Raw genomic sequence first — 13,792 nt, 5'->3', positions numbered from 1 at the left:
GCGGATACCGGAGTTGGCCGGTCTCAGGTAGCTGCGACCAAATCCTGTTTCGCCTGGATCCACGCCCTGGTCGACGGGAGCAACGCCACCACGATCGTGGCGACCGGCAGCACGAGACTCAAGATTGCCAGCCCACTGATGCCGAAGGACCCGTAGCGGGCGGCCGCGGCGAGATTCAGCCCGAGGCTGATCAAGCTGCCGAGGATTATCAAGACGCAGCCGCTGACGATGAGGTGACGGCCGATCATCTTGCGGCGCAACAGCGCCACCGTGCCGGCCAGGAGCAGGAGTCCGCAGGCGACGCTCAGCAGGGTCGCCAGGACGGTCAGCGTCAGCGCCCCGGGGGATCTGAGGGCCAGAGTTCGCAAGCCCGCGTCACCGGCCAGCGCGACGAGTCCGGACAGGCCGGCGATGCCGTTGCTGAGGGTCAACAGGGCGCCGATCCCGGCCAGGACAGCCGTGATGATCGCTGCGACCCCGCTCGGCGAAGCCCCAGGCGCGGCCAATGGTCCGTCCGGTTGGGATTCGCCGAGCGCGTGCTCGGGTTGACCCTCGGATCCTGGGGGAGAGGTCACTGCTGCTCCGATCGTGGATGGGTGGCGCGTCTGTACATAGTCGATCAGCCCGGGTACGGCGGATAGAACTGGGGCGCAACCGGATTCTGCTTCGCCCGGATCCACGCAGCGGTCGACGGCAGCAGTACCAGCACGAGCGTCACGATGGGGAAAATGACACCCACGAGGTCCGCACCCACGCCGCGGTTGTACTCGTAGTCTGCGATGGCCGAGGGCGTCACCGTGAGGTTGATCAGGGTACTCAGAATAGATACCGCGCATCCCGCCGCCACGAGCCAGCGACCAATCATCTTGTGCAACAACAACGTCACCGTTCCGATCAGTAGCAACACCCCGGCAACGACGTTCAATATCGTGATGGCGATCAGTGCTGTCCACGCGCCCCCGGCAGAACCGGCCGCATCGGACGTCTCGCCGATCAGGACGGAAAGCCCGAAGGCCATGAAGAGGCCGCCGACAAAGTTCGTCAGGCCGCCGAGCCCGGCAAGAACCCCCGCGATGATGCCGGTCACCCCACTCGGTGACGCAGGCGATGCGGGCGGCATTCCGTAGGGCTGCTGCGGGTAGCCCTGCTGTGGGTAACTCGGCTGCTGTGCAAAAGCAGGGTGCTGCGGATATCCAGGCTGTTGGAGATACCCAGGGTGCTGGGGATAGCCGGGTTGTTGTTGATAACCGGGCTGGTCGGGAAAGCCCTGACCATAGGGCCCGTTGGGAAAGGTCACAGAGTCCCCCATCCTCGAAGATCAACGGGCTCACCCTATACGGATTTCGCAGATCAGGGCGCTTTCGGGTAGCCTAGGCCGGTTGCCGACGCAGGCGACCCTCCTGCCACGGACACGCCGTGGCCGCAACGACCATAGGAGGTGATGGGTTCCTTATGCGTCCATACGAAATCATGGTCATTCTCGACCCGACACTCGACGAGCGCACCGTAGCTCCCTCGCTGGAGGCGTTCCTGAACGTCATCCGCAAGGACGGTGGCAGTGTCGAAAAGGTCGATATCTGGGGCCGCCGCCGGCTGGCCTACGAGATCGCCAAGCACGCCGAGGGCATCTACGCCATCGTCGATGTCAAGGCTGAACCGGCCACCGTGTCCGAGCTCGACCGTCAGCTGAACCTGAACGAGTCCGTGCTGCGGACCAAGGTGATGCGGACCGACAAGCACTAAAGGCTGTCAGTCGTCGGCGGGGCTACGTAGGCTTCGCGCAAACGGACATGCCTATCCCAGGAGGATCTCGTGGCTGGTGACACCACCATCACAGTTGTCGGAAACCTGACCGCTGACCCGGAATTGCGTTTCACTCCGTCCGGCGCAGCTGTCGCCAACTTCACCGTTGCCTCGACGCCGAGGATGTTCGATCGGCAGAGCAACGAGTGGAAGGACGGCGAGGCGCTGTTCCTTCGGTGCAACATCTGGCGTGAGGCGGCCGAGAATGTGGCCGAGAGCCTCACCCGGGGTTCGCGGGTGATCGTCACGGGTCGGCTCAAGCAGCGTTCCTTCGAAACCCGTGAGGGTGAGAAGCGCACCGTTGTCGAGGTCGAGGTCGACGAGATCGGTCCGTCCCTGCGCTACGCCACGGCCAAGGTCAACAAGGCCAGCCGCAGTGGCGGCGGAGGCGGTGGCTTCGGCGGTGGCGGTGGTGGCGGCGGGGCTTCGCGCCCAGCCGAGCCCAAAGACGATCCGTGGGGCAGTGCGCCCGCGTCGGGCTCCTTCAGCGGGGCCGACGACGAGCCGCCGTTCTGATCAACATCGAAAATTTTTGCAAGGAAGAGATAACCAATGGCCAAGACCACTAAGAGGCGGCCGGCACCGGAAAAGCCGGTCAAGACTCGGAAGTGCGTGTTCTGCTCCAAGAAGGGCAAGGGGCAGATCATCGATTACAAGGACACTGCGCTGCTGCGCACCTACATCAGCGAGCGCGGCAAGATCCGCGCTCGCCGGGTGACCGGCAACTGCGTCCAGCACCAGCGCGATGTCGCCATCGCCGTGAAGAACGCCCGCGAGGTAGCTCTGCTGCCCTTCGGTTCGTCGACGCGGTAGGGGGTAGACCAATGAAGCTGATTCTCACCGCTGAGGTGGAACACCTGGGTGTCCCAGGCGACGCCGTCGAGGTCAAGGACGGCTACGGCCGTAACTACCTGCTGCCCCGCGGGCTGGCCATCGTGGCCTCCCGTGGTGCCGAGCGCCAGGCCGACGAGATCCGTCGGGCGCGCGAAGCCAAGTCGATTCGTGGCGTCGAGCATGCCAACGAGCTCAAGATCGCGCTCGAGGGTCTGGGCGAGGTGTCGCTGCCGGTTCAGGCTGCTGGCGACACCGGCAAGCTGTTCGGTTCGGTCACCGCTGCTGATGTCGTGGCCGTGATCAAGAAGGCCGGCGGCCCGAACCTGGACAAGCGCACTGTGCAGCTGCCCAAGGCGCACATCAAGTCGGTCGGCACGCATCCGGTTACCGTCCGGCTGCACACCGGGGTCGAGGCCAAGGTGTCGCTGCACGTTGTAGCGGAGTAATCCCGTCGCGGAGTAATCCGTAGCGGAGTCAATCCGCCAGCACTCAATCGCCCGGGTGGGGACCTGTAGAGGTTTCCACCCGGGCGTTGCTGCATCTCTGGCGAACTCGTTGCGGGAAACTCTGGACAGCGAACCTAACTCGGTGTTAACCCGCGCGGTCCCTGGGCGCAACACAACACGCCCGGGACAGCAACCCGGGACGACACGCCGAAGAACTTTCCATACACAATTACTGACAACCGCTATGGGACTCTGACCTGGTAAAACAACAGATTGTCCTGGAATGATCCACAGGTTCTCCCCAGAGGCTCAACACTGCGACCGAGACCTATCCCCAGACCATCCACAGGTTCATCAACAGGGGTGGTTTCGGGCGGCGCCAGCAACGGTCTACCGTGATGCGTCGCGGTGCCCGTCACGAGCTGTTGTCGGAGCCCTGTTCTACAGTCGCAGTACCGATTCGAATAAGTGTTCGAGCCCGTCGTGAGGCAGGTCTCGGAAGGGGGTGGGGAGTCCGTGGCGGTGGTGGACGACCTGGGGCATCCGGATTCGGAGACGGATGGCCCTCCGCCTGGGGAGGATTTCGGCCGGCAGCCGCCGCAGGACATGGCGGCCGAGCAGGCAGTCCTCGGCGGCATGTTGTTGAGCAAGGACGCGATCGCCGACGTGCTCGAGCGGTTGCGTCCCGGGGACTTCTACCGTCCGTCGCACCAGAACGTCTACGACGCCATCCTGGATCTCTACGGCCGGGGTGAACCCGCCGACGCCGTCACCGTCGCCGCCGAACTCGATCGCCGCAGCCTGCTTCGTCGTATCGGCGGGGCGCCCTATCTGCACACGCTGATCTCCACCGTGCCGACCGCGGCCAATGCCGGTTTCTACGCCGGCATCGTGGCCGAGAAGGCGCTGCTGCGCCGGTTGGTGGAGGCGGGCACCCGGGTTGTGCAGTACGGCTACGCCGGGGCCGACGGCGCCGATGTCGCCGATGTGGTCGATCGGGCCCAGGCTGAGATCTACGACGTGACCGAACGGCGCGCCTCCGAGGACTTCGTCGCGCTCGAAGACTTGCTGCAGCCCACCATGGACGAGATCGATGCGATCGCTTCGCAGGGCGGCATCTCGCGCGGTGTGCCGACCGGGTTCACCGAGTTCGACGAGATCACCAACGGCCTGCACCCCGGGCAGATGGTCATCATCGCCGCGCGGCCCGGTGTCGGGAAGGCGCTCGCGCTCGACACCCCGCTGCCCACCCCCAACGGGTGGACCTCGATGGGTGATGTCGCGGTGGGGGACTACCTCATCGGTGCCGATGGTGAACCCACCCGCGTTGTCGCGGCCACCGAGATCATGCTCGACCGGCCCTGCTTCGAGGTTGAGTTCTCCGACGGGACAACGATTGTCGCCGATGCGCAGCATCAGTGGCCGACAGGCGACGGCGTCCGCACCACCATGCACCTGCGGCCGGGTTTGCACACCATTGCAGCACCGACCTCGGCCGGGGGAGCCGCCGTGCTGGCGCCGGTATGCCAGGTGGTCGCGGTGCGACGGCTGCCCAGTGTGCCGGTGCGGTGCGTCGAGGTGGACAACCCGGCGCATCTATACCTCGCCGGCCCGGCCATGGTGCCGACCCACAACTCGACACTGGGGCTGGACTTCATGCGGTCCTGCTCGATCAAGCACCGGATGGCCAGCGTCATCTTCTCGCTGGAAATGAGCAAGTCCGAGATCGTCATGCGCCTGCTCTCGGCCGAGGCGAAAATCAAACTGGCCGATATGCGTTCGGGCCGGATGAGCGACGACGACTGGACCAAGCTAGCCCGCCGGATGAGCGAGATCAGCGAGGCGCCGCTCTACATCGATGATTCGCCGAACCTGACCATGATGGAAATCCGGGCCAAGGGACGACGGTTGGCCCAGAAGGCGGATCTGAAGCTTGTGGTCGTCGACTACATGCAGCTGATGAGCTCGGGCAAGAAGTACGAGTCACGCCAGCAAGAGGTGTCGGACTTCTCCCGAAGCCTCAAACTGATGGCCAAAGAACTTGAAGTGCCGGTGATCGCGATCAGCCAGCTGAACCGTGGCCCCGAGCAGCGCACCGACAAGCGTCCGCAGGTCTCAGACCTTCGTGAGTCGGGCTGCCTGACCGCGAACACGCGAATTCTGCGCGCCGACAACGGTGCTGAGGTTACCTTCGGTGAGCTGATGGCGACCGGGGAGCGGCCGTTGGTGTGGTCGCTCGACGAGCACAAGAACATGGTGGCTCGTCCGATGACCAACGTGTTCTACAGCGGGCACAAGGAAGTCTTCAAAGTCCGGCTGGCCTCGGGGCGCGAGGTCGAGGCCACGGCCAACCACCCGTTTATGACATTGGACGGCTGGGTTCCGTTGGGGGAATTGGCAGTTGGAAGTCGGGTTGCGGTGCCCCGACGCGTTCCGGAGCCTGTTGGCACCGCGCGGATGGACGAGTCCGAAATCATTCTTCTAGCGAACATGATCGGCGACGGCCCTTGCGTGAAGCGTCAGCCGATTCGTTACGCATCGATTGATGAGCAGAACCTGCCTGCGGTCACCAAGGCGGCCAAGCACTTCGGTGTCACAGCGGTCCGCGACGATTACCCGGCGGCACGTGTCACCACACTCCGACTGCCTGCGCCGTACCGGTTGACGCACGGCAAGCGGAATCCGATTGCCGCGTGGCTGGACAAGCTCGGCTTATTCGGTAAGCGCAGCTACGAGAAGTTTGTTCCGCAAGTGGTTTTCGCGTTGCCGAATGATCAGGTGGCGTTGTTCCTGCGGCATCTGTGGGCCACCGACGGGTCCGTACGGTGGGATTACAAGGTCAAGCAGGGGCGCATCTACTATGCGTCGACGAGCCGCCGATTGGTGGACGATGTTGCCCTGTTGCTGTTGCGGTTGGACATCAACACTCGGATCTACCGAGCGCGCAAATCTGGGCATCGCGATATTTGGCATCTGAATATTTTCGGCGCCGATAATCAACGCAATTTCCTCAGCAGCGTGGACGGCCACGGCGAGAAGTTCTTCGCCGTCCGCGAGGTGCTCACACAACTTCAGTCGGTCGAAGCCCGGGCACATTCGGATACCGTCCCAGTTGAAGTATGGGACCGGGTCAAGGCAATTCTTGCTAAGAGGAAGTGGACTGAGCAGGACTTCGCACTCGCAACTGGCACATGGTCCGAAGGCCCCAAGATGTGGACGCATGCGCCAGGTCGAAAGCGTTTGCATCGAATCGCGAGCATCTTCGAAGATCAGGAACTTCCTGATCTCGCAACGAACGACGCGTTATGGGACAAGATCGTCGAGGTCACCAGCGTCGGTACGCAAGACGTGTACGACGGAACCGTAAGCGGGACACACAACTTCGTTGCAAACTTAGTTAGTCTTCATAATTCGCTGGAACAAGATGCGGACATGGTCCTCCTGCTGCACCGACCCGACGCGATCGACCGCGAAGATCCCCGCGGAGGTGAAGCCGACATCATCCTGGGCAAGCACCGTAACGGACCGACGGCGAATATTACTGTGGCGCACCAGCTTCACTTCTCGCGGTTCACGAATATGGCGCGGTAGCCAGTTCGTCTTGTAGGTTTTCACTCCTGATGTCATATCCTCATCCGCGATGTCATGTGGATGTCATGTATGACAGGCCAGTGAGATTCGCGGCCGCTCGGTCCGGCGTGTCGATCGCCTCGGTCCGGGGCGCGGGTTGAAGATCGTGGTGATTCCCCCGAGTGCCGGGAGCCGCGATTGTGCCTACGAAGTCCGCTTCATCGAATGCCCTCAGCGCCATCCCAGATCGCGTTTGGCCAGACCAGCGTGTCGTACCGGAGCGCAAGTGATGGCCATGAGAGCTCACGCGAGTTGGGGGATGTAACCTGCGCCGCTCTCGCGGCCCCGTGGCAGACGTTCCGCTGGGTCACGGGTCAGAAGCACCAATCGGGCACGTTCACCGCGGGCTATCCGCTCCTGGTTGAGGGCTTGGTCGCGCATCTTGAAAGTGGTGGACGAGTCGACCACTATTCGGCACCAACGCTTTTCAACGATGTGCTTGGCTGACGCGTTGGTGCGATTGCCCACTGAGGCTCACCACGCTGCACGACGACTATCCGCATTCACTGACCCGCTGCCCGAAGGTGAGATTCTTGACTATCTAGGCGTTGACGCGATCGCCTGGGGTGTTATTCGCAACGCGCTGGAACGTTGAACGCGTCTTCTATGTCCGGTATCCCGATGGTGCATCGTTCCACGCGTCACGACGAGCGTATCTGTGGGATGTCGTCCTAACGGAGCCGGAACGCCAAGAGGTCGGCCAATCGGCGTATACGAAACTGCTTGAGCACCAGCGCCGTGCCGATGCTGCATACTCTCCCGGAGCAATTCGGCAGACTTCCGTGCCCGCACAGTTCGCCCGCGACAGTCTGAGTGGGAACGCGACATTGGTGTCCGTAATCGGTCTAGACGCCGATCAGCTGGGAGTCCTGGCGGCTGTCATCGAATTGCAGAATGTGGAGCCAAGCTCGCCCGCGCCGGATGATCAGGTAGTCATTCACGCTCATAGCGCCTACTGCGTAGGCCGTCGAGCCGCGATTGACGCGCTCCCAGCACTCCAAGGCCTGAATATCATTGATATGCAGGATGTCGTGCTCGGCTGGTTGCATACGCTTCGCGATTCCGAAACGAGTGTGCTGCCCGCTTGTTGACTACTTTGCGGTGAGTGTGTCGAGCGTATGTCGCGGTGGCGCGATGCCGAAGAGCCGATCGAAGATGAGGCCAGCTCCGATCTGCTCGAGTACCCAGCCCAGCGTGCGGCCGCGATCTGCAGCCGCCGGTTCACTCGTGCTTGCGCCACGACGACTTGATGTTCGCTCTCCGCAGCGGGCCGTGGTCTACAGCTGCAGGCGGGGTCGGGCTGGGCAGCCAAATGACCTGCGGTGGCGGCGTATAGGTGAAAGGTGGGCACCACTGTATTGCCCGTGCGATCGGCTGTTACGGGATGATCTTCTGTGCACGGAAATCGTCGAAGATCTGGCGGAACATGTCTTCGGTCTCGACGTATTCGTGGAAGCCGGCGCGGCGAATCTTGGATGTGTCGGCAAAGAAGTCATAGTCGTAGCCGAGCACGTGGTCACCGAACCACCACGTCGACACCTCGTCGTACGAGTAGTTCAACCCGTATCGCTGCATCATGTCCTCCCACAGCCCCCGGTGACCAGGCATGGACTCCTCCAATGAGAAGTGGATCGGGTCACCGACTTCCATGTCGAAGTAGGTCGCGATGGCCTTCCACGTCCTGGTCCATCGGAACAGGTCACCGTTGGCGATGTTGTACTCGTCGGCACCGGTGCGGGGGTTGGTCGCGGCCCAGATCGTGGCCTTGGCCAGCAAGGTGGCATCGGTCATCTCCATGAGCGTGTCGTAGGTGCCCGGCTTGCCTGGGAAGCGCAGCGGCACGCCGAGTTCCTTTGAGATCGAGGCATACACGGCGATCACGAGCGCGAGGTTCATCGGTGTGCCGATGGAGGATCCGCCAACTGCGGAGGGCCGCATCGCCGACCAGGTCCAGGTCTTGCCTTGTTGGCGCTGTTCGACGAACCGTTGCTGGACGACGTTGTATTCGGGCGAGGCGTGTGTGCCGTCGGATTCGCGGACCGGGGTGGTGAACTGCCCGAGGTGCGCCCCGTAGACCTTGTAGCCCTGCATCAGGCTGATGTGTTGAAGGTTGGTGGCCACGGGCTCGATGACGTCGAGGACGTTGACCAGCAGCGCCAGATTGGGTGCCACCATCTCGGCCCAGGTCGGTCCTTCGATAAACGCACTGAAGAAGATGTGTGTCACCCCCCTGAGGTGCTGCAGTTGTTTTCGGGTGTCCTCGGCGTCAAGCAGGTCAACGGAGATGTAGCGGGTGTTGGCGCTGTCGGTGCCGCCACGGCGCGACAGCCCGATGATGTTCCAGTCACTCCGGGCCTGCAGTTCTTCGACGAGCTTGGTGCCGACGACGCCGGTGGCGCCGATGACGAGGGCAGTCTTGTTGGGGGTGGTCATGGGTTGGGTCCCTTCCGGGTTGGTGTTCGTGGTGAGTTGTGGAGATCTAGTTGGCGATGGCACGGCGGCCTCCGGCGACCTCGAGGACGACACCGGTGATGTAGCTGGCCCGATCGGACGCCAGGAACACCACGGGTTCTGCGATCTCTTCGGGCTCGGCGATGCGTCCAAGGGCCGTGGTGTCGGCGACCGCCTTGACGGTCGCGGGATCCATGTCGTCCGTGCCGGCCGAACGGGTCGGTCCGGGAGCCACGGCGTTGACTCGCACGCCAGCCTCGGCGTACTCGGCCGCCCAGACTCGGGTCAGCTGCTCCAGGGCTGCCTTCGATGCGGAGTACATGCCGGTGCCGGCGGTGGGGACGGCCGCAGCTAGGGTGCTGATGTTGACGATGGACCCGCGGCCGCGGCGCGCCATTCCCGGCGCGAGCGTCTTGACCAGTACGTACGGTGCGCGGGTGTTGAGATCCATGTGCAGGGCGAACCCTTCGTCGCTCATCTGGTCGGTCGCTAGGAACTGGTAGACGCCGGCGTTGTTGATCAAGATGTCGACAGCGCCCGCTTCACGTGCGAGCCGTTCGACGTCACCGCTGTCGACGAGGTCCGCTGCAATGAAGCGCGCGGACCCACCCGCTGCGTGAATCTCGGCGACCAATGCGCGCCCGCGATCGGTGTTGCGTCCGTGGACGACGACGTCGGCGCCTTCGGCGGCCAGTTGTAAGGCGATGGCACGGCCGATTCCGGCAGTAGCGCCGGTGACGAGGGCCGTTCTCCCGGTCAATGCTTGCATCTCAGTCTCCTTGCCAGTAACAACTTACTGTTGTGATGAAGGAACCATCAATAAGCGCGACATATTCCGGCCTCGGGTACCGTCATCGATGTAGGATCCTGAGAGTGGCGAGAAACTGGTGGTGACGTGGACGCGACGATCGAAGACACAGACGTCGCCGTCGGCGACCCCGAATCCGTGGGAGCACTGGCCTACCGACTCAAACTGGCTGACAACGCCCTCGTGTTGCGTAAGGCCGCCGCGGTAAAAGCGTTGGACCTAACCGAATCTCAGTGCAAAGTGCTCACGCTGCTGGCCGATGGCGTCCCCAAGTCGGCCACCCATCTCGCCCGCGAAGCCCTAGTCACGTCACAAACCATGACCGGCATCGTGAAGAATCTCGAAGCCAAGGGCCTGGTCACCCGGCACTCGTCACCGGACCATGCCAGGGTCATGCTGGTGTCCCTGACCGAGTCGGGCGTCACGAAGGCCACCCAGGCCCACGAACTGGCACGCCACGTGGAATCCGCGCTGCGACAAGCGATGTCCGGCAACGATTATCAACACCTTCTGCTGCTGCTCGAACGTGCAGCCGACCTGGTGCCCGGCCTCGATATCGCCTAGCGGCAACTGGTAAGGGCGCGCTGGCCGTTCTTGCGCCGGCGCGGGCCGTTCAGGATGCTTGATCCGCAGCGACAGTCGAATGCTCTTTCGGGCGAATTCAAGAAACTGAGATCTGGCGGACTGCCGTCGCAGTGCGCGCGTATCGGAACGCCTGACCCGGCGGCGCCACGGTTTCCCGAGGTCGACCGCGTTCGTCGGACCCGCGCGCGAATGCACGGCCTGGCCGGGTGGTCGTGGACCGCAGATGCGGCGGATGCGGGCAGGTTCCCCGAGAGGTATGGGGACGCCGGAACAAAACCCTGATATTGAAGGTTCCTTCAACGCACAAGGAGCCGAACACGGCAGCCGCCCCAGACGGCCCCGCCACGTCGGCAGAGAGAAGGAGATCCCCATGAACGCTCAGAAGTCGACAGCCGCCGGCACGGTACTCACGGCATTGAAGGCCACCACTGTCCTGGCCGTGAAGGACCGCGAGTTGGCGACCGTGGCTGCGCTGGCAGCGATGGGACGAAAAGCCGTATCGCACTTACCCGAACACCTCCACGGTGCCCTCGACGCCGGGGCGACCCAGCAGGAAATCGTCGAAGGACTGGCGACCATCTCGCAGGCTACGGGAACACCGACTGCGGTGAACGCGATCGCGATCGCAGACCAGGTCTTCAAAGAGCGCGACGCCAATGGCATGTCTTCGGATGCCGAACGTATCTGGGACCACGGCGATGCGCCCGGCGGCACCGTGCAAGAACGAGCAGAGCGGTCGCTGTCGACCATCCAGCAGGTATACCCGGCCGGTCCCACGGACGACACCTACACCTCTGTGGCCACCCGCGCACCGCACTTCTGGCGTGACGCCGCCACCGTGTTCTACAACGACCTGTTCAACCATCCAGGCGTGGACATCAAGTATCGCGAATTGTTCGTCATGAGCACTTACATCGCCTTGAACAGCACGGCCTTGCAGATGAAATGGCACACCAACGGCGCTCTGAACACCGGTTGGACGCGGCAGGAGGTGCTCGAGATCATCACCCAGCTGACGCCGGTAGTCGGCGTACCCAATGCGCTCGCGGCCGCACGTCTGGCCCAAGAGGTGTTCAGTGATCGGGACGCCCGTGGCGTGACAAAATCTCACGAAACACGAACGGTCGCCGAGGTTTCGGGTGCACTCGACCCATCTGAGCGGAGCACCCTCGAAGACCTGCATCACGACCGCGTCGGGTCGGGCGAGAGCTGGGAGACGGCGCGCACCGTGGCCCCCCGACTATTCGAGCTCTCCGCGACATTGGTCTTCGGCGTAGCCCTGGATGGACCCGAAATCGACTCCGCTACCCGCCATATCGCCCTCGTTTCGGCACTGGCGGCCCATGGTGCAGAGCCCGACCAGCTGCAACTGCAGATCGAGGCTGCGCTGAAGGCTGGCGTATCCCGCGCAGTACTGCTCGAAGCCGTTCGGCTTTCGTCCGCAATCGGCGGTTACGCCGTTGCGCAGAACGCCGAGGCGATAACTCAGGCCGTCTTGGACCGTCGTGACTCGACCAGTGCGGCCCACTCGTCGCGCGAGGTGTGAACACATGAATACCAATCTGCCCGTGCCGTTCCGGATCGACGTACCGCAGGACAAACTCGACCGCATCCTGGAGCGGGTCCGCACCTACCAGTGGTTTCCCGTCCCCGCCGGCGCTGCGACGAACGGGGTCGATCCTGACCTTCTCTTTCGACTGACCCAGTACTGGTCGACCAACTATGACTGGCGGCAACAGGAACGGCAGCTCAACCAACTCCCGCAGTACACGGTTGACATTGACGGCAATACCGTGCATTTCGTGCATGAGCGCGGCTCCGCGAAGGACTCCAAGCTGCTGGTCCTGCTACATGGATGGCCCTACACATACGCCGGGCTGCTACCGCTGGTAGAGCGACTGGCACATCCGGAGCGCTTCGGCGGCACCGTCGAGGACGGCTTCGACGTCGTGGTGCCTTCGCTGCCAGGGTTCGGGTTCTCCGGGCGATTGCAGCGCCCGCTGGGGCCGCGAGCGACCGCCGACCTGATGAACCGATTGTTCACCGATGTGCTCGGCTACGACAGTTACCTCCTGCACGGCGGCGACTGGGGAGGCATCGTGGCCGAATGGACGGCCTTCCGCCACCCCGAGCGGGTGTCGGGACTGCATCTCAACCTGGCCTTCACCCGGCACGACGGTGGCGGATTCGGCAGCGGTGAAACAGGCGCTGGCCCCGCCACCGCACTGGAGCTGGAATGGGCAGCAGCCGAAAAGGCCATCTTCGAAAGGGAATTCGTTTACTTTCAGCTGCAGGCGTTTGACCCTCTCACACTGAGCTACGCCCTCATGGATAGCCCGGTCGGGCTGGCGGCATGGGTAACCGACAAGTTCCTGCACTGGGCCGATACCCGGCACCGAGCCCCCGAGTCAGCGTTCAGCTGGGACGTACTACTGACCGAGGTTATGCTCTACCTCGTCACCGACTCGTTCCTCGACGCAACGACGCTGTACTCCGCGATCGTGCAGGAGGGACCCAGCACCCTGCCGCCGGGGCGACGCATCGAGGTGCCCACCGGATTCGCAGCGTTCCCCGACCCACACTGCCCACCTCCACCACGCAGCATCGTCGAGCGATCACACCATGTCATCCACTGGACCGACATGCCCCAAGGCGGACACTTTCCCGCCCTAGAACAGCCGACGGCTTTGATCGGCGACATACAGGACTTCTCCAAACTTTTGGTCGGGTAGCCCTGCTAGAACTCAAGTATGACCGGCAGTAAGGTACACCGGCAGTTGCCGTGCAGTGCTGGACCCTGAATATCGCTGTAGTCCAACGTGATTGCCTTTGCCGTCGTCGCCTTCGCGAAAATGCCCAGGGTCATCGAAGCCTGCGACCTCATATCCGTCGGGGCCGGTGTGGACGGGTACTCGCGACTCCCAGTTGGCGAGGTTCACTCTGCGCCAGTCATCGGTCATGCACCGAAGGTATCCTCGGCGTCGTGGGAGTAGCGGCCAGGCGATCCGCAGCGTAGGAAATGAAGCACTTCGTGAGACAAACTCCAGTGCAGTCGCGGTGAGACAAATGAAACCGTCGCAGGTCGGAGCTGCGTCCAGATGCAACCAAACTTGAGAACCTACATCGTCGCTCCAGCGGGTAGCGGCGCCCGTTGGCGACTCCCCATGGTCGCCTCGGACGCCAAACTCTGACGTGGGTGTGAGAGTCAAGTCGAGTCATGGGATGTCGCCAGGTT

The 13,792-nt window shown here is 63.1% G+C and carries 13 protein-coding genes; 8 read left to right on the top strand and 5 right to left on the bottom strand.

The features are described 5' to 3' along the window. Window positions 1-23: 23 nt before the first annotated feature. Together HBE63_RS25510 and HBE63_RS31590 are read right to left on the bottom strand one after the other, a co-directional pair. Window positions 24-575 carry a hypothetical protein gene (locus tag HBE63_RS25510; RefSeq protein ID WP_166907353.1) on the bottom strand — a complete coding sequence of 184 codons (552 nt, stop codon included), beginning with the start codon at window positions 573-575 and terminating at the stop codon, window positions 24-26. A gap of 44 nt (window positions 576-619) precedes the next feature. Then, window positions 620-1,297, bottom strand: coding sequence for a hypothetical protein (locus HBE63_RS31590; RefSeq protein ID WP_243858282.1), 678 nt, complete (start codon window positions 1,295-1,297; stop codon window positions 620-622). A 155-nt stretch (window positions 1,298-1,452) separates the two neighbouring features. On the opposite strand from HBE63_RS31590, the gene rpsF reads away from it, so the two are divergent. From rpsF to HBE63_RS25480, 5 genes are all read left to right on the top strand, one after another. Next, the gene (gene rpsF / locus HBE63_RS25500; protein WP_166907352.1) at window positions 1,453-1,743 is read left to right on the top strand and encodes a 30S ribosomal protein S6; all 291 of its coding nucleotides are present in this window, start codon (window positions 1,453-1,455) and stop codon (window positions 1,741-1,743) included. A 69-nt stretch (window positions 1,744-1,812) separates the two neighbouring features. Continuing rightward, a complete protein-coding gene (locus tag HBE63_RS25495; protein ID WP_166907350.1) occupies window positions 1,813-2,319 on the top strand; it encodes a single-stranded DNA-binding protein in 507 nt (168 codons plus the stop codon). 36 nt (window positions 2,320-2,355) lie between these two features. Beyond that, complete coding sequence (gene rpsR / locus HBE63_RS25490) at window positions 2,356-2,616, top strand: 30S ribosomal protein S18 (RefSeq protein WP_135459648.1); 261 nt, start codon at window positions 2,356-2,358, stop codon at window positions 2,614-2,616. Between the two features lie 11 nt (window positions 2,617-2,627). Further along, window positions 2,628-3,083 (top strand): 50S ribosomal protein L9, encoded by a 456-nt coding sequence (gene rplI, locus HBE63_RS25485; protein ID WP_166907349.1) that lies wholly within the window; start codon window positions 2,628-2,630, stop codon window positions 3,081-3,083. 516 nt (window positions 3,084-3,599) lie between these two features. Next, the gene (locus HBE63_RS25480; protein WP_208301211.1) at window positions 3,600-6,674 is read left to right on the top strand and encodes a replicative DNA helicase; all 3,075 of its coding nucleotides are present in this window, start codon (window positions 3,600-3,602) and stop codon (window positions 6,672-6,674) included. Between the two features lie 884 nt (window positions 6,675-7,558). Here the strand turns inward: HBE63_RS25480 and HBE63_RS25475 are convergent. The 3 genes from HBE63_RS25475 to HBE63_RS25465 all read right to left on the bottom strand — a co-directional run bounded on the left by HBE63_RS25475 (window position 7,559) and on the right by HBE63_RS25465 (window position 9,933). After that, window positions 7,559-7,762 carry a hypothetical protein gene (locus tag HBE63_RS25475; RefSeq protein WP_166907347.1) on the bottom strand — a complete coding sequence of 68 codons (204 nt, stop codon included), beginning with the start codon at window positions 7,760-7,762 and terminating at the stop codon, window positions 7,559-7,561. Between the two features lie 328 nt (window positions 7,763-8,090). Further along, the gene (locus tag HBE63_RS25470; protein ID WP_166907345.1) at window positions 8,091-9,146 is read right to left on the bottom strand and encodes an SDR family oxidoreductase; all 1,056 of its coding nucleotides are present in this window, start codon (window positions 9,144-9,146) and stop codon (window positions 8,091-8,093) included. Between the two features lie 46 nt (window positions 9,147-9,192). Next, window positions 9,193-9,933, bottom strand: coding sequence for an SDR family NAD(P)-dependent oxidoreductase (locus HBE63_RS25465; protein WP_166907343.1), 741 nt, complete (start codon window positions 9,931-9,933; stop codon window positions 9,193-9,195). Between the two features lie 126 nt (window positions 9,934-10,059). On the opposite strand from HBE63_RS25465, the gene HBE63_RS25460 reads away from it, so the two are divergent. The 3 genes from HBE63_RS25460 to HBE63_RS25450 all read left to right on the top strand — a co-directional run bounded on the left by HBE63_RS25460 (window position 10,060) and on the right by HBE63_RS25450 (window position 13,289). Further along, entirely contained in the window at window positions 10,060-10,536 is a 477-nt protein-coding gene (locus tag HBE63_RS25460) for a MarR family winged helix-turn-helix transcriptional regulator (RefSeq protein WP_166907341.1), read from the top strand. Window positions 10,537-10,927: 391 nt separating this feature from the next. Further along, window positions 10,928-12,103: a carboxymuconolactone decarboxylase family protein gene (locus tag HBE63_RS25455; RefSeq protein ID WP_166907339.1), complete on the top strand. Its 1,176-nt coding sequence runs from the start codon at window positions 10,928-10,930 to the stop codon at window positions 12,101-12,103. A gap of 4 nt (window positions 12,104-12,107) precedes the next feature. Beyond that, on the top strand, window positions 12,108-13,289 hold the full coding sequence (locus HBE63_RS25450; RefSeq protein WP_166907337.1) for an epoxide hydrolase family protein: 1,182 nt from the start codon (window positions 12,108-12,110) through the stop codon (window positions 13,287-13,289). Window positions 13,290-13,792: the final 503 nt, after the last annotated feature.

This window comes from Mycobacterium sp. DL440 (assembly GCF_011745145.1).
Classification (GTDB): Bacteria; Actinomycetota; Actinomycetes; order Mycobacteriales; family Mycobacteriaceae; genus Mycobacterium.
This window is presented reverse-complemented; position numbering and strand designations above follow the sequence as displayed.